This window comes from Jeotgalibaca caeni, from assembly GCF_028863945.1.
Taxonomy (GTDB): Bacteria; Bacillota; Bacilli; order Lactobacillales; family Aerococcaceae; genus Jeotgalibaca; species Jeotgalibaca caeni.
The window spans coordinates 1-20446 of record NZ_JARBEA010000027.1 but is presented as its reverse complement, the minus strand read 5'-3'; the positions used below and the strand labels follow the sequence as shown (position 1 = coordinate 20446).

Annotated in this window: 24 protein-coding genes, 1 tRNA gene and 1 riboswitch; of the genes, 8 read left to right on the top strand and 17 right to left on the bottom strand. The window is 40.8% G+C overall.

Features of this window, described 5'->3' with window-relative positions:
- Positions 1–24: 24 nt before the first annotated feature.
- The 6 genes from glgA to gloA form a co-directional block, all read right to left on the bottom strand.
- Positions 25–1458 carry a glycogen synthase GlgA gene (gene glgA, locus PVE40_RS07185; RefSeq protein WP_274731208.1) on the bottom strand — a complete coding sequence of 478 codons (1434 nt, stop codon included), beginning with the start codon at positions 1456–1458 and terminating at the stop codon, positions 25–27.
- A gap of 8 nt (positions 1459–1466) precedes the next feature.
- Positions 1467–2624, bottom strand: coding sequence for a glucose-1-phosphate adenylyltransferase subunit GlgD (gene glgD, locus PVE40_RS07180; protein WP_274731207.1), 1158 nt, complete (start codon positions 2622–2624; stop codon positions 1467–1469).
- Positions 2611–3759: a glucose-1-phosphate adenylyltransferase gene (locus PVE40_RS07175; RefSeq protein ID WP_274731206.1), complete on the bottom strand. Its 1149-nt coding sequence runs from the start codon at positions 3757–3759 to the stop codon at positions 2611–2613. The genes glgD and PVE40_RS07175 overlap by 14 nt, the downstream gene beginning before the upstream one ends.
- Positions 3760–3809: 50 nt before the next feature.
- Complete coding sequence (glgB, locus tag PVE40_RS07170; RefSeq protein WP_274731205.1) at positions 3810–5726, bottom strand: 1,4-alpha-glucan branching protein GlgB; 1917 nt, start codon at positions 5724–5726, stop codon at positions 3810–3812.
- A gap of 383 nt (positions 5727–6109) precedes the next feature.
- On the bottom strand, positions 6110–7081 hold the full coding sequence (locus tag PVE40_RS07165) for a DUF4349 domain-containing protein (RefSeq protein WP_274731203.1): 972 nt from the start codon (positions 7079–7081) through the stop codon (positions 6110–6112).
- Positions 7082–7367: 286 nt separating this feature from the next.
- A complete protein-coding gene (gene gloA, locus PVE40_RS07160; RefSeq protein WP_274731202.1) occupies positions 7368–7742 on the bottom strand; it encodes a lactoylglutathione lyase in 375 nt (124 codons plus the stop codon).
- A 136-nt stretch (positions 7743–7878) separates the two neighbouring features.
- Between gloA and PVE40_RS07155 the strand changes: the two genes are divergently transcribed.
- Positions 7879–8688, top strand: a complete 810-nt coding sequence (locus PVE40_RS07155) for a hypothetical protein (RefSeq protein WP_274731201.1) — start codon at positions 7879–7881, stop codon at positions 8686–8688.
- A gap of 30 nt (positions 8689–8718) precedes the next feature.
- On the opposite strand, the gene PVE40_RS07150 is transcribed toward PVE40_RS07155, so the two are convergent.
- From PVE40_RS07150 to PVE40_RS07140, 3 genes are all read right to left on the bottom strand, one after another.
- A complete protein-coding gene (locus tag PVE40_RS07150) occupies positions 8719–9126 on the bottom strand; it encodes a GtrA family protein (RefSeq protein ID WP_274731200.1) in 408 nt (135 codons plus the stop codon).
- 55 nt (positions 9127–9181) lie between these two features.
- A complete protein-coding gene (cdd, locus tag PVE40_RS07145; RefSeq protein WP_274731199.1) occupies positions 9182–9595 on the bottom strand; it encodes a cytidine deaminase in 414 nt (137 codons plus the stop codon).
- 76 nt (positions 9596–9671) lie between these two features.
- Complete coding sequence (locus PVE40_RS07140; RefSeq protein WP_274731198.1) at positions 9672–10772, bottom strand: iron-containing alcohol dehydrogenase family protein; 1101 nt, start codon at positions 10770–10772, stop codon at positions 9672–9674.
- Between the two features lie 137 nt (positions 10773–10909).
- Between PVE40_RS07140 and PVE40_RS07135 the strand changes: the two genes are divergently transcribed.
- The gene (locus tag PVE40_RS07135) at positions 10910–11830 is read left to right on the top strand and encodes an AEC family transporter (protein WP_274731196.1); all 921 of its coding nucleotides are present in this window, start codon (positions 10910–10912) and stop codon (positions 11828–11830) included.
- 47 nt (positions 11831–11877) lie between these two features.
- Here PVE40_RS07135 and PVE40_RS07130 read toward each other — a convergent pair whose 3' ends face one another.
- From PVE40_RS07130 to PVE40_RS07120, 3 genes are all read right to left on the bottom strand, one after another.
- Complete coding sequence (locus PVE40_RS07130) at positions 11878–12846, bottom strand: DUF1002 domain-containing protein (RefSeq protein ID WP_274731195.1); 969 nt, start codon at positions 12844–12846, stop codon at positions 11878–11880.
- An 82-nt stretch (positions 12847–12928) separates the two neighbouring features.
- Positions 12929–13474, bottom strand: a complete 546-nt coding sequence (locus PVE40_RS07125) for a hypothetical protein (RefSeq protein WP_274731194.1) — start codon at positions 13472–13474, stop codon at positions 12929–12931.
- Between the two features lie 97 nt (positions 13475–13571).
- The gene (locus PVE40_RS07120; RefSeq protein ID WP_274731193.1) at positions 13572–14093 is read right to left on the bottom strand and encodes a transcription repressor NadR; all 522 of its coding nucleotides are present in this window, start codon (positions 14091–14093) and stop codon (positions 13572–13574) included.
- A gap of 116 nt (positions 14094–14209) precedes the next feature.
- Between PVE40_RS07120 and PVE40_RS07115 the strand changes: the two genes are divergently transcribed.
- Both PVE40_RS07115 and PVE40_RS07110 read left to right on the top strand, forming a co-directional pair.
- Positions 14210–14653 carry a GNAT family N-acetyltransferase gene (locus PVE40_RS07115; RefSeq protein ID WP_274731192.1) on the top strand — a complete coding sequence of 148 codons (444 nt, stop codon included), beginning with the start codon at positions 14210–14212 and terminating at the stop codon, positions 14651–14653.
- Between the two features lie 18 nt (positions 14654–14671).
- The gene (locus tag PVE40_RS07110; RefSeq protein ID WP_274731191.1) at positions 14672–14899 is read left to right on the top strand and encodes a hypothetical protein; all 228 of its coding nucleotides are present in this window, start codon (positions 14672–14674) and stop codon (positions 14897–14899) included.
- Between the two features lie 45 nt (positions 14900–14944).
- On the opposite strand, the gene PVE40_RS07105 is transcribed toward PVE40_RS07110, so the two are convergent.
- The 3 genes from PVE40_RS07105 to PVE40_RS07095 all read right to left on the bottom strand — a co-directional run bounded on the left by PVE40_RS07105 (position 14945) and on the right by PVE40_RS07095 (position 16879).
- On the bottom strand, positions 14945–15565 hold the full coding sequence (locus tag PVE40_RS07105; protein ID WP_274731190.1) for a YrrS family protein: 621 nt from the start codon (positions 15563–15565) through the stop codon (positions 14945–14947).
- A 79-nt stretch (positions 15566–15644) separates the two neighbouring features.
- Positions 15645–16112 (bottom strand): threonine/serine exporter family protein, encoded by a 468-nt coding sequence (locus tag PVE40_RS07100; protein WP_274731189.1) that lies wholly within the window; start codon positions 16110–16112, stop codon positions 15645–15647.
- Positions 16106–16879 (bottom strand): threonine/serine exporter family protein, encoded by a 774-nt coding sequence (locus tag PVE40_RS07095; RefSeq protein WP_274731188.1) that lies wholly within the window; start codon positions 16877–16879, stop codon positions 16106–16108. The genes PVE40_RS07100 and PVE40_RS07095 overlap by 7 nt, the downstream gene beginning before the upstream one ends.
- Positions 16880–17039: 160 nt before the next feature.
- On the opposite strand from PVE40_RS07095, the gene PVE40_RS07090 reads away from it, so the two are divergent.
- The 4 genes from PVE40_RS07090 (at position 17040) to PVE40_RS07075 (ending at position 19620) form a co-directional block, all read left to right on the top strand.
- Positions 17040–17834, top strand: a complete 795-nt coding sequence (locus PVE40_RS07090) for an NAD-dependent epimerase/dehydratase family protein (RefSeq protein WP_274731187.1) — start codon at positions 17040–17042, stop codon at positions 17832–17834.
- A gap of 74 nt (positions 17835–17908) precedes the next feature.
- Positions 17909–18202 carry a hypothetical protein gene (locus PVE40_RS07085; protein ID WP_274731186.1) on the top strand — a complete coding sequence of 98 codons (294 nt, stop codon included), beginning with the start codon at positions 17909–17911 and terminating at the stop codon, positions 18200–18202.
- 72 nt (positions 18203–18274) lie between these two features.
- Positions 18275–18377: riboswitch (TPP riboswitch) on the top strand.
- A gap of 63 nt (positions 18378–18440) precedes the next feature.
- Positions 18441–19016 (top strand): energy-coupled thiamine transporter ThiT, encoded by a 576-nt coding sequence (gene thiT, locus PVE40_RS07080; RefSeq protein ID WP_274731185.1) that lies wholly within the window; start codon positions 18441–18443, stop codon positions 19014–19016.
- A 391-nt stretch (positions 19017–19407) separates the two neighbouring features.
- A complete protein-coding gene (locus PVE40_RS07075) occupies positions 19408–19620 on the top strand; it encodes a glycine zipper domain-containing protein (protein WP_274731184.1) in 213 nt (70 codons plus the stop codon).
- 82 nt (positions 19621–19702) lie between these two features.
- On the opposite strand, the gene PVE40_RS07070 is transcribed toward PVE40_RS07075, so the two are convergent.
- A tRNA-Leu gene (locus tag PVE40_RS07070) sits at positions 19703–19785 on the bottom strand.
- A 59-nt stretch (positions 19786–19844) separates the two neighbouring features.
- Complete coding sequence (locus PVE40_RS07065; RefSeq protein ID WP_274731220.1) at positions 19845–20297, bottom strand: SprT family protein; 453 nt, start codon at positions 20295–20297, stop codon at positions 19845–19847.
- Between the last annotated feature and the right edge of the window lie 149 nt (positions 20298–20446).

Here is a 20446-nt window from a genome sequence, read left to right as displayed (position 1 = left end):
GAGAACCTCCGTTTTCCTCATCCCCTACAACAACGATTCATAAATTTCAATATAATCCAGAGCAGGCTGTTGCCAGCTGAAATCAGCTTCCATTGCTTGATCCATTAACATTTCCCAAGCTTTCGGTTGCTTTTCATAAACATCCAGAGCTCGATAAATGGTTCCTAGCAAGTTATAGCTGTTAAATCCATTGAAACTAAAACCAGTACCTTCACCCGTAGCAAAGTTATATGGTACAACGGTATCTTTCAACCCACCCGTCTCATGGACAAGCGGCAAGGTTCCATACCGCATGGAAATCATTTGCGATAAACCACATGGCTCAAACGCAGAAGGCATCAAGAATAAATCTGCTCCAGCATAAATCTGTTGGGCCAGCTCAATATCAAAATCAATGATCGAGCGAACTTTATCAGGATATTTTTCTTGGAAATAAAGGAAAGAACGTTCAAACTCCTCATCACCGGTTCCTAAAATAATAATTTGAACCTCACGCGTATGTACTAGTTCTTCCATCTTCTCTTGAATAAGCTGGAATCCTTTTTGACTCGTCAAGCGACTGACACTCGCAAGGATTGGGATATCCGCTTCTACTGGTAAACCAACCCTTTCCTGCAAGGCTCGTTTATTCTTCGCCTTCCCGCTCTTCTCTTGTTTTGAATAGTGATACGGTATGCGTGGATCAGCAGAGGGATCATTCATTTCATAGTCAATTCCATTAATGATACCGCGGATCTTCCAACTGTTATATTGCAGAACGCCCTCTAGTCCCATCCCGAATTCAGGAGTTTGAATTTCATTTGCATACGACGGGCTGACCGTTGTAACTACATCGGAAAAGTTAATCCCACCTTTTAAGTAGTTCACATCCCCATAGTAATACACGCCGTCTTCACGTAGAATATTCGTTCCTGTGCCGAAAACATGATAAAGAATTTCTGGGTTATAAATACCTTGGAACAGGATGTTATGAATGGTTAATACTTTACGGATGGATTGATACGCTTCAATCCAGTGATATTTATCAACGAGCAAGACTGGTACCATGGCCGTTTGCCAGTCATTTACGTGAATGACATCCGGTATGAAGTCTACCTTTTCCATCATTTCAATAATGGCCATAGAGAAGAAGCCGAAACGCTCGCCATCATCCCAATGCCCATATAAAGAAGGACGGTAAAAATAGTCTTGATTATCAATAAAATAATAAGTAATACCATCTAGTTGAAGAGTCTTAATTCCACAATACACATCTTTCAAACCAACTTTTATCGTAAAGTTTAGAACATCTTCCGTCATGTCTTGGTATTTTTGTGGCATCGCGCTGTAATAAGGCAGCACGACTCGAATATCGATACCTTTTTTAGCCAATTCTTTTGGTAAGGCGTGAGCCACGTCCCCTAATCCACCTGTTTTGAAAAAGGGAGCCGCTTCTGACGCTGCAAATAGAATTTTCATCTTTGTGATCACCTCGAAGTTGCAACTGTTTCATTCTTTTCCAGAATGATTGGATTGTCTTTCGTACCTCTTACCACAACGCCTGGTTCGACCGTAACGTTTTTATCGAGGATGCAGTATTCTACCACCGCTCCTTCGCAAATCGTTGCTCCTTGCATCAATACGGAGTGACGAACTTCCGCATCCTTTGCAACAGTAACTTTACGGAACACAACGGAATTTTCGATTGTACCATCGATGTAGCAACCAGTAGCGAAGAGAGAACCCTTCACGTTTGCTGAACTGGAATAGTAAGTAGGCGGTTCATTTTTCGCTTTGGTAATAATGTTGTGTTCACTTAAGAAGAAATCTGCATAGTTCTGTTTATCCAATAATGCCATGTTCGCTTCATAGTAGGCTTGGATAGAATCCAGATTCATAAGTGGTCCCGTATACTCATAGGCTTTCACTTGATGGAACTGTGAATAGTAGGCCAACAACCGGTCCACATCCATATGAATGCCTTCTTTTGTTGCACGTTTCAATATTTCAAGCATTTGCTTCACGGAAAGGAAGTAAATATTTAAAAATTGGTTGGTAGTCTCTTCAACGAAGTCTGCTTCATCACTGGAAACAAATCCCACAACATCTTCGTCACGATCCAATTTCACGACTTTTTCATAAGGGTGACCCTTCACCTTGTCTACGGGTACTTTTTTATAAGCGATTGTCATGTCTGCATCATGATCCACGTGATAGTTACGTAAATCTAAAATATCGAGATTAACAATCATTCTTCCACCTGTTACCAGTACGTATTCGGTACGAGACTTTTTCAAGAATTCGCGATGATTGACATAGAAGTCATTTTCGTCAAAGCCTTCGTCACCCATCCGTTGCTTGAGATAGGTTTGGGAATACGTGAAAATACCTCCACTTAAGCGTGACTCTAAGTCCCAAGCAGATCCGCTACGAATATGGTCATAAATGGAACGACCACTCCCACCAATAAACATAGCTACTGACTTGATTCCAGCGTGGCTAACATTTGATAAAGCAACATCAATCGCCCGATATCTAGCTGCAATCGGTAAAGCCGCTACGGGACGAACTCTTGTCATAGGATGTAAATCTTTATTGCTGGGATCAGTCAAACTCATAATGGTACTAATACTATTTCTTATCATTATCTGTCCCTCCGATCTCTTCTGCAAACCCAACTACTTTTATTTCTCCTTGCTTGCCAATTAGTTTGGCTCCATCACTCAAAACGGCATATTCCCCTACGATGGCATGGTCAATCTCCACATTTTTGCCAATTTTCGCATTTGCCATGATGACACTGTCTTTGACAAGCGATCCTTCACCAATTTGAACGTTTTGGGAAACAAGTGAATTTCTGACTGCTCCTTCAATAAAGCACCCATCTGCCACAAGTGCATGTTTCAATTCCGATTTTTCTGATAAGAATTGAGGTGGGGATATTGGATTTTTCGTGTAAATGCGCCATTCATCATCATGAATATGCAAACTGTTTTCAGGGTCAAGGAATTCCATATTTGCTTCCCATAAGCTGTCAATGGTTCCTACATCTTTCCAATAACCTGTAAAGGCATATGCATAAATGTCTTCTTCGTTAGCTAGGTAAGCAGGGATCACGTCATGTCCGAAGTCGACTAGTTTCTTATCTGTTTCTTGGTCTTCTTTTAAGTATTTGCGTAATTTCTTCCAATTAAAGATGTAGATTCCCATGGAAGCTAGGTTGTTTTTTGGATGTTCTGGTTTTTCTTCGAATTCGATAATCCGATTTTCTTCATCTGTATTCATGATTCCGAAACGGGATGCTTCCTCTAATGTTACTGGAATAACACCTACCGTTAAATCGGCATTCATTTGTTTGTGGTATTGAAGCATTGCATCATAGTCCATTTTATAAATATGGTCACCAGAAAGAACCAATACATATTCAGGATCATGTGAGTCAATATAAGTAATATTTTGGGTAATCGCATGCGCTGTACCACTAAACCAATTTTCTCCATCTGCACTTGTATACGGTTGAAGGATGGTTACGTCACGGCTGTGTCCGTTCAATCCCCAAGACTCTCCGTTTCCAATGTGATCGTTTAATTCGAGCGGTTGATATTGAGTAACAACCCCGACATGGGAAATGCCCGAGTTCGTGCAGTTACTTAATACAAAATCGATAATTCGATAGCGGCCACCGAAGGGAACAGCTGGTTTCGCTGTCTCGCGTGTTAGTTTTCCTAGTCGAGTTCCTTGTCCCCCGGCTAATATCATTGCTGTCATTTCGTTCTTCATACACTGTCGGAAAAAATCATTCTTTTACCATGATTTCTTCCTTCCCTCCTTTATGCTTTTTTTCTTTGCTTCACTCCGTAAATTCTTTTGGGACGTAAATAAACAGTTCCTTGTGCAGGAACAGTCAGTTCCAATGAGTGTTCATAATGCTTAAAAGGTTCGCTTGTAGTTTTCATGTCTGCTTGATGCATCGTCCATGTACCACCAAATTCTTGCATTTCAGTATTCAATAATTCTTCATACAGTCCTTCGTATGGAACACCAATCCGGTAATTGCGTCTTTCAACAGGAGTAAAGTTCGAAATAACGATAAGAAAATCTCGTTCTTTCTCTGATTTCCGGATAAAGGTAAGGACCGTTTCCAGACGATTATCCGCATCAATTATTTCGATTCCTGTTTGGGATTCATCTATCTCATGTAGAGCACGTTGCTCTTTGTAAAGATGGTTTAGCGTTTTAATGAAATGTTGGTACTCGGGATTAAACTCATTGTCTAAAACTCCCCATTCCAGTTCTTCTTCGAATCGCCACTCCAAAAATTGTCCGATTTCATTCCCCATAAAGTTCAACTTCTTGCCGGGATGCGCAAACATATAGGCTTGAAAATTTCGTAAATTGGCAAATTGGTTATACCGGTCTCCTGGCACTTTTCCTAGAAGTGATTTTTTCCCATGAACAACTTCATCGTGGGAAATAGGCAAGAGGAAGTTTTCGTTGAAGGCATACATGAAGGAGAAGGTGATCAATTCGAAATGATCCTTACGAAACAGTGGATCAAGAGAGAAAAATTTCAATGTGTCATTCATCCAACCCATATTCCATTTATAGTTGAAGCCCAGTCCGCCCATTTCAATAGGACGGGTCACATTAGCCCATGCTGTGCTTTCTTCCGCAATCATCAACATGTTGGGATTCCGCCCAAAGATTGTTTGATTCAACTTCTGTAAGAAGGCAACTCCTGCCCGATTATGATTGGTTCCATCTTCATTTGGTGTCCAAGGTCCCTCATCATAATCCAAGTAAAGCATGTTCGATACAGCATCCACTCGAATACCGTCGACATGAAACTCTTCCATCCAATACATTGCATTAGAAATCAAGAAGCTCTGTACTTGATGCTTCCCTAGGTCAAAGTTTATGGTTCCCCAGCGGTTATTAACAGCTTGATTAGCATCTTGATACTCAAAGGTTGGTGTTCCATCATATTGGCTCAAAGCATAGCCGTTGCGACAGAAATGTCCTGGTACCCAATCGAGAATAATACCAATTCCTTGGCGATGAGCTTCCTCAACAAAATCTCGAAATTCGACTACGTTGCCAAAACGTGCTGCAATCGCATAATAACCGGTTATTTGGTATCCCCAAGAAGCTTCCAGTGGATGTTCCATCAAAGGCATAAATTCAATATGTGTATAGCCCATTTCTTTTACATAAGGAATCAATTCTTCGCCCATTTCCTGGAAAGAATAACTTCTTCCATCGGCATGACGTTTCCAAGAAGCAAAATGTACTTCGTAAATATTTAGCGGCTTTTTATAGATGGATTTTCTTCGTTTATTGGCGTACCATTGTCCATCACGCCATTTTTTATCTGGGAGATCTTGCACAAGAGAGGCCTCTTTTGGTGGTACTTCAAAAGCTAACGCGTATGGATCTATTTTGTAAGTGAATGTTCCGTTATGGTCTTCCATTAAGTATTGGTAACATTGCCCTTCTTTTGGTTCCATAGAAAAGACGGACCAAACTCCTGTTGTGCCAACTTCAGCCATTTCAATTGGATCCCAATCAGAAAAATCTCCCACTAATGAAACAGATTTCGCATTTGGTGCCCAGACCGTAAAACGCCATCCAGAACCTGCCTCTTCTGTGCTTCGCTTGCTACCCATTATTCGGTAACTTTCAAAATGTTCTCCGTGATTAAACAAATATAACTCTTTTTCCAAATCTATAAAAAGATTCCGATTCACTCTATCGCCCTCTCCTTTCACAACCATGTTATAAATAAATGTATAACATTAATTTATCATTATAAAATTCTTATTTCCATCATACCATTGCAACTCATTTTGTGCTATTGATAGCATATCCAAGAAACATTTTTCCCTCATAAGAATGAAAAAAGCTAGCTCCGTGGTGATGTAACCGCTTAAAAAGGTAAACATGACAAATAAATTTTAGTAAAAGTTTTCAAGATATTAACCAACTAACTTACAACATATTGATACGTTTTTATTATGTCTATTTATTTATTCTTCATTTTTTCGTTACCCACATGATTACAGATTTCTATTTATTCAAAGAAAAAGGAGACCCATCCTGTCATATAGAAGGAAGGATGAGTCTTCCAGTTTTATTCTTTTTCCTTTGTCTCTTTCTTCTCTTCTTGGTTTTGTGGAACGATTTTTGTTCTTCTCTTTCTCTTCATTTGAACTTGACTACGCTCTTTCTCCCGTTTTTGACCCATGCTGGTTTCTTTATAACGACGGAGAATGAATCTATAAAGAAGGTAAATTAATCCAGCAACCACCAGGTACGGCAATAAGAAAATCAGCCAAATGACGAAATTCTGAATCCAATAATAGAAGGCAAACATCGAGTCTACTACTGCTTCTTTGAAACGTTCCCAGAATGGAATCCCATCTCCAGGCTGTTCAGAAATTCTTTGTCGTTCATCGACAGTCAGATGTACTTCCGTATAGGCGATCAGACTATCAAAGTTATCTACTTGCGATTGTAAGGTTTCCCTTTCAGCTATCGTCTCACTCAATTGATTTTCAATTTGGAGGATTTCTTCAATCGTAACGGCTTCACTTAATAAGGTCTGTAGCCGTTCCTCCTTTTGGTTCAAGACCCCAATCCGCGTTTCCAGATCGGCATATTGTTGCGTGACATCTTGAGACCCGATTTGCTCACTTATTTTAACGGCCTCCATGCCTTCCAAGTCTCCTAGAAAATCATAGAGAGCATCGGTAGGCACACGCAATGTATATTCGATTCTTCGATAATTTCTCGCTTCAGGTCCGACAGAACCGCTATAATTATTCGTGGATTCATAAGAAAATTCAATATAGGCATCATGTGACTGAATTGTTTCCATGATGTGATCCAATGTCTCATCAAATAAGAGCGTTTCGTAATTCAAGGTCACTGTCTTAATTACTTTTTCACCGATCAGCCTTTCACCAATTTCGGATTCTTCGTTCGTTAATGCGACATCGGTTTGTGGTGCTCCTATTTGCTCTGTCGATGTATCATTTGTATTCGAGCAAGCTAGTAAGAAGATGGAGCATAGCCCAATCAACCCTTTCATGATTTTTTTCATCGTAAGCGCCTCCTTTTGGGTGTATTATAACAGTAAAATTTAGACGAAACGATGAAAATGTCTATTTAAATCAAAAAAAAGAGCTGCACTCTTAAAGAGTACAGCTCCTCCGCGGCATGATTGCTCATGGATAAATCAAGGTTCACACAAGATTTATCAAACATCCACATCCTGTGGTGTGCAAAGCACGTATGTCCCGCGTCAACTGTAATCTCAAATGGATTACAAGTCGCCTCGTCGCATGAACAGAATCATACCATCATCCATTGAATTTAGCAAGCTTTTTCTAACGACCTTGCACGACTTCAATCTTGTAACCGTCCGGATCCATGACGAAGTAATAACGGAAATCTGAGTTTGGCAATCCTTTTAGCTCCGTCACTTCAAAACCAGCTGCACGATGTCTTTCGTGTGCTTCTGGAACGTCGTCAACCTCAATCGCAATATGACCATACCCATCCCCTAAGTCATACCCTTCATGATCATAGTTATACGTCAATTCTAATTGGTAAGGATCGTTTTCGAGAGACAAATATACCAAGGTAAATTTGTGTTCTGGATAATCTTTCCGACTTACTTCCTTAAATCCAAAGGCTTCTTGATAAAAAGCTAAAGATTCTTCTAGATTTTTTACTCGTACACAAGTATGAACCATTTTCATAACCGCATTCTCCTTTTATTCTATATACTTCTATCCTACCAAATGAAGGGAAGTTTGTCTCTTCTTAAGATAAGGCTTGTTTTTGAAAAAATACTCGAGTAAGCTTATAATGATAAAAAAGAGGAGGCGCCTTGCGATGAAAGAATGTTATTTTTGTAGCAGTACAATTCCACAGGACGCAACAGTCTGTCCTATGTGCGGATTAGATTTAAGCGAAGTGGATACCCCACCTGTTGAGCCGGAGAAAGAGGAGCCGGTTGTGACTACATATGTACCAAATCAAGAAGCAAAATCGCGTAAAGCTGAAAATGGGCTTCATTTCAAAAAAGTTGGCGTGACTTTCCTTAACTATTTTACATACTATTTTAAGAAGGTCACTCATCCTGTGCAAATAGGTGAACGTTCTGAACGCCATCCTTTTTATGGATATGTGAATGTGCTGTTGGCTTCCCTCTTCTCAGCTGGCATCATTACCCGAGTTGCTGATGCACTCGATCGTTCCTATCAATTCATGCTAGATATTTCAATCTTGCCATCATTAACCTTTGAATTGAATGGATTCGAGTGGTTCTGGAAATGGACTTTATTCTTCTTGGTATATTTCTTGCTCTATAGTATTTTATCCTATCTGTTCAAGAAGTATTCAACAAAACAACCCCTAAACTTCCATAACTGGGTTACACAATTTACCAGCATGAACACATTCTACTTCTTACTTCTATGTGTCTTTTTCATTTTGGCAATGATTGTACCGCTTGGCTTGGCTGCGATTGTCTTGTTAATCGTATTCCTGCACAGCCTTTCTTACTTAATTGCCTTCATTACGACCTTGTACAGCGAAGACCGCGAAGGAAAAGAGAACAAAACCTTCTATCAAGGGCTTATTGGTATTAGTATTCACTGTATCGTAATGGTAATCTTTGCTTATTTCCTGCTTAAATTATAAAAAGAAGTAAACGACGCTCGATTTCGTCGTTTACTTCTTTTTTGTTTGGAAAACAAAGAATTTACTAAAGAAATAATTCATGAACACGACAAGGACTTGCGTTATAACTTTGGCAATAGTCGAATCCATTCCGATCCCATCCACCATCATCCACAATAAGAGCATGTCTAAGATTCCAGAGATAGCACGGAAACTGACAAATAAAAAGAACTCCCGCAGTTTTAATTCCAACGTGCTGGACTGTGAACGAAAAACGTAGCGTTGATTAGTAAAAAAGGCAAACAAAATAGAAACCACAATCGCTACTATATTCGCTTGCAAGTACTGCCAGCCAAGAATCTGTTCAAGCAAAAAGAACACGACTATATTGACAGCAGTTGTCATTACTCCGAACAAGAGATACAACAGTACTTCTTTGTAGTTCTTCTTCTCTTCCATTGTATCCCTCCTTTTTCATGAAAAAGAGGCTGGAATCATTCCCGCCTCATCTCGATTAATGATCCATTGATGAAAAAGCAAATGGAACTAATTCTTCAACGGTAACTTCTTTTACTTCATCCTTGCCATTTGTTAAATAAACAACCGTATCTGGCTGGCAGAGTTCTACCATTACTTGTCGGCAGATACTACAAGGAGTGATGTAATCTTTTGTATTTGCTGAAACTGCAATCGCTTGAATATCTTTCTTTGTGTACCCTTCTGTGACGCCAGTAAACAGTGCCGTTCGTTCTGCACAGTTTGTCGCTCCGAACGAAACATTCTCTACATTGACGCCTGAAATGATGTGTCCGTCTTTGTACAAAACGGCTGCTCCAACTGGAAAATGGGAGTACGGTACATATGCTTTTTCTTTGATTTTTTTCGCTTCTTTGACTAGTTGTTGTGCTTGATGTGGCTGAATATTCATTATCAAGCTCCTTCCGAGTTCGATGATATTCTCATTATAGGATAAATTAGTAGAACTTTCATTGAAAACTGTGCTTTTAATGATGATTTAATTTTTCTACTACTTGAATCGCTTCATATAAAATGGCTGCATCGACTGGATAAGGCAAGTGGTGAACCGGCAAGTGCGGTTGAGAAGCTAAACGAGCTACAACCATTCTCTCTTCATCTGTTAAAGAATCCAGTCCCAATTCTTGTAAGGAAGCCGGAATTCCCACAACCCGGTAGAAATTGGTTAATTTTTCAATTTCTGTCCAGTTTTCTTCAACCGCTAGTTGGACTAAAATTCCATATCCTACTAGAGAGCCATGTAAAAAACGATGTGCAGACGGGTAAATCGTTAAGGCATCATGTATTTCATGGGCAATGGTCGTTCGAGCCAACTCGTCACCAAATCCACCTACTAAACCGCTCACCGAAATTATCGCTTCACTGACAGCCAAGAACGCCTCAGATAACTTTCCATTATCAACCTCTTGCAGTGCTTCCACTCCTCGCTCCAGAATAGTCGTTTGACATTCTTTAGCAGCGAAACGAGCCATTTTCAACATCGCTGAATTTTGATGCTTTTCTTGAGCCAGAATAGCATCCGATTCATACCATTTGGCCAAGGTGTCGCCTATTCCTGCAACCAGGTATTCTCTTGGAGCATCAAAAATGAGTTGTGGCTCAATCAGTAAGGCAGCCGCTTGAACGGGCAACACATCGAGTCTCACAAATGTTCCGTCAGGCTGATAGATAACCGATACAGGAGTCCACGGTGCGCAGTTGCTTGCTAGGGTTGGGATAGCGATATAGGGTAATTGATTTGCTCGATAAGCAGCGTACTTTACCGTATCCATTACCTTTCCGCCTCCTACTGCTAGAACCGCATCGACATTTTTCGCTGTAAGTGCCGCTGTTAGAGTATCGATGGCGGCATCGCTGCACTCCCCTGCAAAGAAGTAATCCTCTACCAGAACGGAAGAAGAAAAAAGCGACTCTAAATAAGGCTCTGCTTTTTGAAACGATACTTCACCATGGACAAGCATCACGCGCAAGAAACCCTCTTGTATTAACATATCTGGAAGTTGTTCCAGTATTCCTTGTTTCATTTGGTATTGCTGGGGACCGACTCTAACCGTTTGATTATTTTTCATCTTAAAATCCTTCCTCTTTTACGATTCCTTTCATTATAAGCGAAAATGTTTTTTTTGGGAATGTTTTCATAATTGGTACTCGTTTTATGGTATTATCATTCTTATATGCTATGAAAAGAAAGAAGGGAAAGAAAGAAATGTCCATGTTTGGTATATTGTTAGAACAGATGTTGACGATGTTTACCCTTATTATATTTGGGTTTATCTTAGTAAAAGCAAATGTGATTAATAGCGAAGGTGCACGGCAGATTTCAACTATTCTCTCCATGTACGTAATGCCCGCAGCCATGATTGCTTCCTTCAACGCACCATTCGACAGCGATCGGCTCCGATTATTTGGGTGGGCCGTTGTCGCAGGACTTCTAACACTCGGCAGTCGAATCCTCCTGAATGAACTGATTTTCAAAAAAGAAGACCGCATCGATAAATATGCTGCAACGTTTGCCAATTCTGGATTCTTTGGTATCCCGATTGTCATGTCCTTAATCGGACTAGAAGGGGTATTCTTTATGACAGCTTTTATCATGTGCAATAATATTCTCCAATGGACATACGGTCGGGCGTTGATTTCTGGCGACCGAAAAGCGATGACCTTAAAAAAAGCTTTTACCAATCCAGGGATGGTGGGTGCCATTGTCGGCTTAGCAATCTATATCCTTCAAATTCCCTTACCAACCTTTGTCTGGAATGCAGTGGATAGCATGGCAGCGCTAAATACGTCTCTGGCGATGATTATCATTGGAAGTTACTTGGCTAATAGTAATCTGGGAGAAATATTCGTCCATTGGCACGCTTATAAAAGTGTGTTCATGAGGTTGATTGTTACTCCGCTACTAGCCATTCTCATCATCTATCTTCTGCCGATCAACAATACCGAAGTTGAACTTGTTCTAACGATTGCTTCGGTGGCTCCTGCTGCTGTTAACACCGCAATTCTAGGTAGATTATTCGGTGGGGATTATCATTACGGCGCTCGGATGGTCGTCCTTTCTTCCATCTTCTCGATCCTTACCATTCCAGTTATCATGCAAGTAGCCGTTCAGTTATTTGGCGCATAAAAATAGCAGAGGCGGGAACAGATTAATGTCCCCGCCTCTGCTATTTTTTAATTAAACAAGTTTGTAATGGCATTCCATATTTCACGGAAGAAGTTCCCAATACGGTCCATCAGTCCACTCTCTTCAGCTTGATTAATCAAATCAGATACCTTGTCTTGTACTGTATTCGATAAATCTTTTAATTGTTCTTGCACTTTTTCTGAATCGATGGCTGATGTTTGTTGGTATTTCTCAAACAATGCTAACAAGCGGTCAACTTGGTCTTGAGTAACATAGTTTTCTAACTCAAAGTTTGCCAGAGCTTCTTGAATAATTCGCTCCATATCTTCCCTAGTCGCAAGTTCTCCTTGTTGTTCTTTTAAGTCTGCCAGCGACTGCTTAATTTCAATGATTGCTTGGTCTAGTCGGGATGGATCGAATCCTTCTTCATCTGCATTTTCTTGTGCGATTGAATTGGTCGTCTCCAACTCTTCTTGTGCGACTTCCATTCGGTCTTGTTCTAACTCTTCACCGTTGGCATCGAATGCTTTGTAGATCCCTGTCAGCGCACTTTCACCCGTTACCCGAGTTACACTTGCCACCATAATCAAGGCATCATTTACGCCTGCAGTAATCGCCGCATTCGTATATTGTTCCGCTGTAATTTCTGTAATTTGGTCTGGAGTTTCAATACTTACTTCCACACCTTCTCCTTCATCTTGTTTTTGTACCAAGACTGATGAGATCATCGAAGAGGTATCAGAAGCTCCTTCATTTAAGTAGTGTTCTAGGTCTTCCCCAGTTACAGGAAAGCTGTTTACATTTTCCATATTCTCAATGCCCAACAGCTCTGCTGTTTCTTCAACCTGAGCTTCACTTAATCCTCCACCGTAAGCAAAGGTTGGTTTTCCCCACTTTTCATTGATAACTGTGGTGTCAATTCCATTTGCAAGTGCAGTTGTTGGGGCTGCAAGCGTAGCGGCACTTATCGTAAGCATCCCCGCTACAGAAAGTACCATTGTTTTTAATTTTTTCATTTTATTCGTCCTCCTGTTCATACTTTCATTCTAAGTGAAAAAGAGGCTTCTTTCCTCAGACTTTGGGCTTATTAATGAATTCTTACAAATTCTTCTTGGGAATTGATTTCCAGACCAACTCTGCCAGCCAAAAATCAACCATGCTATGAATGACCGTTCCAACGCCGACTAAGCCCATGACCGAAAAGAGTAATCCTTGATCGTAATACCCTTCTGATAAATTACCTGAAAAGTAGAAAAAGGAAACCACGACTACTTCACAAAGAGCATGTAAAATTCCAATCAAAAAGTTAAAGAACCATACTTGAGATCTTTTTTGGAAAAAGTCAGGCCGGCTTGCCAGATAGTTTCCGCCTATATAAGCAAATACGAGATGGGACAAGGCACGTAACGTAATCACAATCGGGAAACCACCCAATAAAAAGCCCATCGCGGTGCCGAACGCTACCATGATAGCAACATAAGGAGAAATAAACATGGCAATAAACGTTGCCACATGACTCGCCAAGGTAAAGGAAGCGGGCGGTAAAACAATTTTCAATGGTGAAACCATTGGGATAAGAATGCCAATGGCAATTAATAGAGCGGAAACGGTAAGGGTACGGGTGCGTCTCTTTGTCTGAATCACTGATAATAAACCTTCTTTCCGAAGAGTGTCTAATCAGGTGTCAAGACACCCGACTAAACTTCATTATAAAGTGATTCTCCCAAAAGTCAATACACCCTTACTCGTACAAAATCCCTGCTTCTCTCAATGCGGACTTGATGCGCAAAAACGTTTCTTCATTCACACTGCGAATCGTATGCAAGTGGATTCCATGCGTCAAAGAAGACAGCATTTTCGATTGCTGCTCACCCATTTCCTTGAGAAAACATTGAATATCGTAACGTGACTGAATCCTTAATTCTCCTGCCAGCACTCCATAAAAAGGATGCTCGATTTCGACATTCAGAACCTCTCCACCATGATCGATTATCAACCGTAGCTCTTCTTCCGTTTGTTTTTCGGAATGTTGACACACTACCTTCCCCACAAATAATCCACTGTCCTTCTCATCCGGTTCATTGGAAAGGTACCCTCTTGGGGTTGCCACAATCTCATGTCCTTCTGCACGAAGTAGTGCAATATCTCCTACAATGATTTGTCGGCTAACCTGGAACTGTTCCGCTAATTTCCGTGCACTAATCGGCTCTTTGGTAGCTTTTAAGATTTCTTGAATTTTTATTCTTCTTTCTGATGCATTCACTTTTTACACCTTCCTGACTTTCAATCAGATTATCTTGTCCTATCATATCACGTTCCCACTGACTTTTCCTTTTTGCTCTTGTATAATAAGACTATCTTTTGGAAAGGAGCATTCCTTTGATTGAATTAACGAATTTATCACCAGAGAATGTGGAAGCCTGCCTCACCCTTTCCGTAGAAGGATGGCAACAGAAGTACGTTCATCCTGTTTCGGACAGTATTGCACGGGCGTACGTTGAGCCGGAAACACGTATTCCACTCGTCATAACGGAAAACCTTCGTGCAGTTGGATTTCTGTTCTTTCATTTATATCCAACTACAAGTCACATCGTGTTAGAAGAACTGTTCGTCGATTCCCAATTCCAGCAACAAGGTTTTGGAACAGCTGCAGTACGAGCTTTCCTTTCTTATGTGGAAAGTTTTCCCGAATATGAGCGTGTGATTACTTGGGTAGATATCGGAAATCCTGCAGGAAGAAAAACATTAGAAAATGCCGGCTTCATGCGCGGCAGTGTCGATTTAGAGCAAAGAAAAAACGAAATGGTCTATGTCATTCGTTAGGGAAGGTGAACGAGCAAGATGAAGGAAGATATATACGAAAGTTACCGAGAATGGCGTGATGGCATGCTTGGTTTCCAAGAGGATTTAGCTTGGGATGAAAAAGACGAAGCTGATTTTGCTGTATGGGATGCAGCGGACCATGAGGCGAGAGATGATTTTAACTTGTTCCTCGCATTAAAAGCACAGGATCAAGTCAGCTTCTCAGAAATGAAGGAAATGGAAATACGCTACGATAGCGAACAATAAAAAAAGTGGCAAGAGTCGTTCAAATTGAACCCTCTTGCCACTTTTTTATTGAATAACCTGAACCAACTCTTCGTAACGTGTTACTTGCCAACCTTCGCCAGCAACCCATCTCAAGTACACTTTATAGATGTCTCCTGTAGAAATTTGGCTGATTGTGGCAGTTACTTGCTGCTCTCCGTTGTTGCCAATCCAATGTTCAATCATATCGTCTTCCGGCACACTCGTGACAACGGAAGCAGCACGCTTGATTTCAATTCGATCTGCGCTGCCTTCATCGTAATTAATCACATGCGGTTCACCTTGCTCCGTACCGATTGGCGGCCATTCTCCCACAAACGTTCGAATTACGTTGGGATCTTCTGAAGTTACTTCCCGAATATTAAAATCATCTTCCGATTCTTCTTCCGATTCGCTCTCTGATTCACTCTCTACTGATTCTTCTGCACTCTCTGATTCACTTTCATCGACCTCTTGCGAAGTAGATTCTTCACCGCTCTCTGCAACTTGTTCCCACTCTGGAACCTCATTTGGATCTCCGATAAAGAATTCCAATACGAATATAATTGCCACTAGAGCAACCAATCCAATCGCCAATTTTACAACTAGGTTCGATCGTTTGCGGTTTTTGAATCGCTGTGAACGAGTTTCTTCATTTTCTTCTGGCATCATCTTGACTCCTTTCTGCATCATACTAGCATCATTCGTTTACGATTGTTTATTAATTTGGTTACAACTTGATGTCAACCTATTCGATTGGTTCTTCCTGTTGTTTGGCCCTGCTTAAAGTAGCAAGCCGAGCCTGTAAACTGAAAATACTATCTACAATAAAGATTGACATGGCAATCGCTCCCGATACCAACATCGCTTCATTTAATTGCATCTGCGCTGTCCCGTAGTCACCTTCAATAAATGCGAATACCGCTCGATATACCCCTTCCCCAGGGACAATCGGAATAAAACCAGGCAGGAAATAAATGGTAGTTGGCGTCTTCAGTCGACGAGCGAAAACTTGTGACAGTAGAGCAATCGCTATTCCAGCAAAAAAGGTAGCAACCCCTTTTTCAAAATAGTGGAGCGAAAACAAGTTAATGAACCAACCGACTCCCCCTGTCCATGCCGCATACCACAAGGACCGTTTGGGCGCATCTAACAGAATGGCAAAAAAATAAACCGCGATAAACGCTGCTGTAGATCCAATCAACATCTCTACCATGCGATAATCCTCCCTCCTAAGACGAGGCCAACCCCTATCCCAATAGCGATAAAGATACCAATCATTAAGGCTTCTAATATTTTCGCTCCGCCTGACATATAGTCACTTCGGAAAATGTCCCGAACCCCATTTGTCATTGCCGTACCCGGCAGTAATTGCATAATGGCAGAAATAATCATCAAGTCACCTTGAACCGTTATATCAAAAAAACCAGCTATCAATGTAGTACTTAGAGCAATGATAAAGCACGCAACCATGTCTAGAATAAAAGACTTCACGCGCCAGCGTTCTCCGTAATGAAGCACAACCGCAACAAAGATTGAAACGGGAAGTAAATAAAGAAAATCCGTTATCGACCCTCCGTACATAACGAGCGTTGCTTGTGTAAATGCAATCATCGCAAAAGCTTTTTGCTGACGATCATACTGTAGTTCGTCAATATTTTGCAGAGCATAATAGGCTTCTTGAATCGTAATTCTTCCTGAGGTGAATTGGCGGGAAATATCATTTACTTTGGTGATTTTATTCAAATTTGTAGAACGCGAAGGAATCCGTTTCACTACCGTTATGGCATCCATATCCGGGTTGTCCAATGTAGCGACAAGCCCTGTCGTGAGCGCAAGCGCATCAATCAGTTCTAAATTGGTCATGTGAAGAATACGAGATACTGTTTCTTCTACACGATAGGTTTCAGCGTTACTTTCTAACATAATTTTCCCAGCAAGCATCGCTGTATCCATGTATAATTCGTAATCCATTTCCGGCATCGAATTGGCTCCTTTCAGGGATTTCTTTCGGTACTAGTATAACGTATTCCGTTAAGACTTTCCTTTCTTTTCCATGTTTCCTCCCAAAATAGATATCTTTTGACTTTTTTTGGGTAAAAGCATAAATTTAGCTGTAATAGAATAATGAGGAGGTTTTCTTATGTCATCTGTTTTAATAACTGGGGCTTCTGGAAATATTGGGGTCGTTCTAACGGAATACTTAAAAGCGAAGCACGACTTAACATTAGTCGATGTAGATTTTTCTGAAATGCCTAAAGAACTACTGGAAGGTACTACTACCAAAAAAGTAGACTTGGTCGATCCTAAAAATTGGGAAGGACTCCTGGAAGGCATTGATTATGTGATTCATCTTGCCGGCGATCCAAGACCGGACGCAGATTTTTATGATACCTTATTAGACCTGAATTATAAAGTTCCCCATAACTTATTTGAAGAAGCATGTAAAGAAACCAACCATGTGAAGCGGATTATTTTTGCTAGTTCTGTTCATGCGATTAGCGGTTATCCGTTAAATGTACAAGTGAAAACTTCTGATTATCCTCGTCCTGGCGACCTGTATGGAGTTTCTAAAGTATACATGGAAGCATTGGCTAGCTTCCACGCCTACAATCATAATCAAGAGTCTATTGGAATTCGCATTGGTGGATTCGATAGTGAAATCGACCCAGAGATTGCTGATGCAGACGGCCTAGCCACTCACCTATCCAAATGCGATATGTGCCATTTAATCGATCGGTGTCTGGAAGCAGAAATTCACGAGCCATTCTTATTGGTCAACGGGGTTTCCAACAACCGATTCCCTCGGATGGATATTTCTCAAGCGCACTTTGACTTAGGGTATCAACCACAAGACGATGCATTTAAGATTCAAGGAAATGGTGTTTATAATTTCCACGAAGAAGACGATGTAGTGATGGATCCTAAAGAAGATTAGCTTTGTCTGCTTCACAAGTTTTTCTTTTCCTGATAAGATAAGAAAGAATTTGATTAGGGAAAGGAACGAAGCTAGTGGCTAAACGTAAAAAATCACAGATACAAAGACGGAACCTTCCAAAAACCGCACCCGTATTGCATCCATCATTGGAGAATAACAAGCGGAAACCAAGCGAAGAATCTGCTCCAGCTGAAAATACCTTCCTGTTCACCATGATTGGGATGTTTTCAGGTATGTTGATTGGATTATATTTCAACAACATGGCAGCAGGTTTCGGAATTGGGATTCTTATAGGTGGAATCATTGACTTCTTTCTTAATAAGAAAAGAAGAAAAGAGGAAGCTCCTGAGAACGAATCGATCTCATAATGAACACAGATTCTATCTTGCTGTTGCATTCTTTTTCCTTCTATGCTAGGATATATTTAATTGAATAGGACACTTATCACAAAGGGGTGCCAGAAATGGCTGAGATTGAATGAAAGTTCTAACCCTTCGAACCTGTATCGTTAATACGAGCGTAGGAATTGTGAGTGAAGAGAAGTCACGTGTATTCTCCTCCTTTGTCGTAGGTCTGTTCCATTCTACAATAAAGGAGGAGATTTTTTTGTCGAAAAATTTAAGTTTATGGATTGAGGGAACGATTATGGCTGCTCTAGCAACTGCCCTTTCGTTCGTACCTCTGCAAGTTGGACCAAGCTTTAGTATAACAGTTGGACAGCCTGTTTTAGTTTTGTATGCTCTGCGTCGCGGATGGGGCCCTGGTTTAGTCGCTAGCTTCTTATGGGGAATCTTGCATCTCTTTGTCGGGAACGCAGATATCCTGACTCCCCTGCAAGGATTCATCGAATACTTTGTTGCCTTTACTTTTACTGGATTTGCTGGTTTCTGGGCAAACGCAACCGTAACAGCCGCACAAAATAAGCAAACGAAACGCGCAATTCTGTATATCGCAATCGCTTCTATTGTAGGAACTGTGGCTCGCTTCTTCTGGCATACGATTGCTGGATACTACTTCTGGGGACAGTATGCTCCAGCTGATTGGAGTCCATGGCTCTATTCTATTGTCATGAACGGAGCCAGTGCATTCGCAACAACCGTATTTACGGTCATTGTTTTGCTGCTAACTTATCGAGCCAATCCTAATTTATACATTCCTAAAAATGCGAAGTATGGATATTAGTAATAGAATCTGAGACAAAATAACTCTCGTAGCCCTATGGTGGGTGGCGAGAGTTATTTTTTGTATCAGAGGAGTTTCCGGAAACCAGACCCTAGTTCTATTTGAACCTTTCGTATTGATAGAGCGAGCAAAAGTTTCGCTATCACAACGATAAAGGCTCTTGCGTTGCGATAGAACAGGGTTGGGCTCTCCTATCGCAACGGAACGAGTCCTTGCGTTGCGATAGCATGAAGTGTGGTTACCTTATCGCAACGATTAGCAATAATTCAGATTTTTTGTCCAATATGTTTCGTATATCTAATCTTATAATTACTGTAAGTAGGTCTGTTTTGAATAAAATATCGATTTTGGTAAAATGACCACATAAAATAAGCTAAGGGAGGATTCCATGATGAAGAATTCAAATGATAATAAGAGTAGAAAAGAGAATGACGAAAAACAAAGTAGTAATTCCTATATTTCTTATGGTATTTCTTTTGGGCTTCTATTTGGAGTGGTAGTGGGATTGCTGCTCGATCGTTTAGCAATAGGAGCTGGGATTGGGATGTGTGTGGGGATTGTCATTGGTGCGATTATGGATGGGAATAGGGAGAAGAAGAAATGAAAAAAAGCGGGACGAAAGCGGGACGTAACAAAAAAAGAAGGCGCCACTTTTCAGTGACACCTTCAAAACGTTGATATACCAATGCGGCCAAGAGGACTTGAACCTCCACGGGGTTGCCCCCACCAGCCCCTCAAGCTGGCGCGTCTGCCGTTCCGCCATGACCGCGTGACAACTATTATAGTGTAATATGAAACGCTTTAGCTGTCAATAGTTGATAAACAAAATCATGAACGGACCAAAGCTAACTTCCCTCGGCAATGTCCGCACACATATTTACGTGTATTTAATTTTCTTTTTCGTAGATATTTATACTGGCATTCTTTGCAGTGGTAAATGTAGTTGGGCCGGGCTTCGGTCTCATTGCGTAAATCTTTTACGTACCGGTTGCCTCCCGTCTCTTTCAACAGCAACTTAAAATCTTCATCCTTGTGTTGGTACCCTTTCCCTTCAATGTGAAGATGATAATGACACAACTCATGTTTAATAACACCAATTAATTCTTCCATTCCATACCGTTCCAGAACTCTGGGGTTGAATTCTAGGTCGTGCGTTTGAAGTAAATAACGACCGCCTGTTGTCCGCAGTCGTTGATTCATGCGAGCAATATGAACAAAGGGTTTACCGAAGAATTCAATAGAAATGTTTTCGACCAGCACCTGCAACTCTTTTTCTTCCACTAACATCCTCCCTTTCTTCTAGGATGTTGTCACTTTACCAGAAAATTACCAAAAGAAAAACCCGCTAATTTTTAGACTGACATACTGATTTGAGACAAACATAAAACACCTTCTTAGGCTGCTAATCCTCTGTATTCCAGAGGGGATTG

What these genes read in the sequence shown, in the direction of transcription:
- PVE40_RS07100 (WP_274731189.1), bottom strand. Translation starts at nt 16,112, where the DNA reads ATGGTAGAGATGTTGATTGGATCTACAGCAGCGTTTATCGCGGTTTAT.
- PVE40_RS07155 (WP_274731201.1), top strand. Translation starts at nt 7,879, where the DNA reads ATGAAAGAATGTTATTTTTGTAGCAGTACAATTCCACAGGACGCAACA.
- PVE40_RS07095 (WP_274731188.1), bottom strand. Translation starts at nt 16,879, where the DNA reads ATGCCGGAAATGGATTACGAATTATACATGGATACAGCGATGCTTGCT.
- PVE40_RS07105 (WP_274731190.1), bottom strand. Translation starts at nt 15,565, where the DNA reads ATGCCAGAAGAAAATGAAGAAACTCGTTCACAGCGATTCAAAAACCGC.
- PVE40_RS07075 (WP_274731184.1), top strand. Translation starts at nt 19,408, where the DNA reads ATGAAGAATTCAAATGATAATAAGAGTAGAAAAGAGAATGACGAAAAA.
- PVE40_RS07090 (WP_274731187.1), top strand. Translation starts at nt 17,040, where the DNA reads ATGTCATCTGTTTTAATAACTGGGGCTTCTGGAAATATTGGGGTCGTT.
- gloA (WP_274731202.1), bottom strand. Translation starts at nt 7,742, where the DNA reads ATGAAAATGGTTCATACTTGTGTACGAGTAAAAAATCTAGAAGAATCT.
- PVE40_RS07150 (WP_274731200.1), bottom strand. Translation starts at nt 9,126, where the DNA reads ATGGAAGAGAAGAAGAACTACAAAGAAGTACTGTTGTATCTCTTGTTC.
- PVE40_RS07175 (WP_274731206.1), bottom strand. Translation starts at nt 3,759, where the DNA reads ATGAAGAACGAAATGACAGCAATGATATTAGCCGGGGGACAAGGAACT.
- glgD (WP_274731207.1), bottom strand. Translation starts at nt 2,624, where the DNA reads ATGATAAGAAATAGTATTAGTACCATTATGAGTTTGACTGATCCCAGC.
- PVE40_RS07135 (WP_274731196.1), top strand. Translation starts at nt 10,910, where the DNA reads ATGTCCATGTTTGGTATATTGTTAGAACAGATGTTGACGATGTTTACC.
- glgA (WP_274731208.1), bottom strand. Translation starts at nt 1,458, where the DNA reads ATGAAAATTCTATTTGCAGCGTCAGAAGCGGCTCCCTTTTTCAAAACA.
- PVE40_RS07140 (WP_274731198.1), bottom strand. Translation starts at nt 10,772, where the DNA reads ATGAAAAATAATCAAACGGTTAGAGTCGGTCCCCAGCAATACCAAATG.
- PVE40_RS07110 (WP_274731191.1), top strand. Translation starts at nt 14,672, where the DNA reads ATGAAGGAAGATATATACGAAAGTTACCGAGAATGGCGTGATGGCATG.
- PVE40_RS07130 (WP_274731195.1), bottom strand. Translation starts at nt 12,846, where the DNA reads ATGAAAAAATTAAAAACAATGGTACTTTCTGTAGCGGGGATGCTTACG.
- cdd (WP_274731199.1), bottom strand. Translation starts at nt 9,595, where the DNA reads ATGAATATTCAGCCACATCAAGCACAACAACTAGTCAAAGAAGCGAAA.
- PVE40_RS07165 (WP_274731203.1), bottom strand. Translation starts at nt 7,081, where the DNA reads ATGAAAAAAATCATGAAAGGGTTGATTGGGCTATGCTCCATCTTCTTA.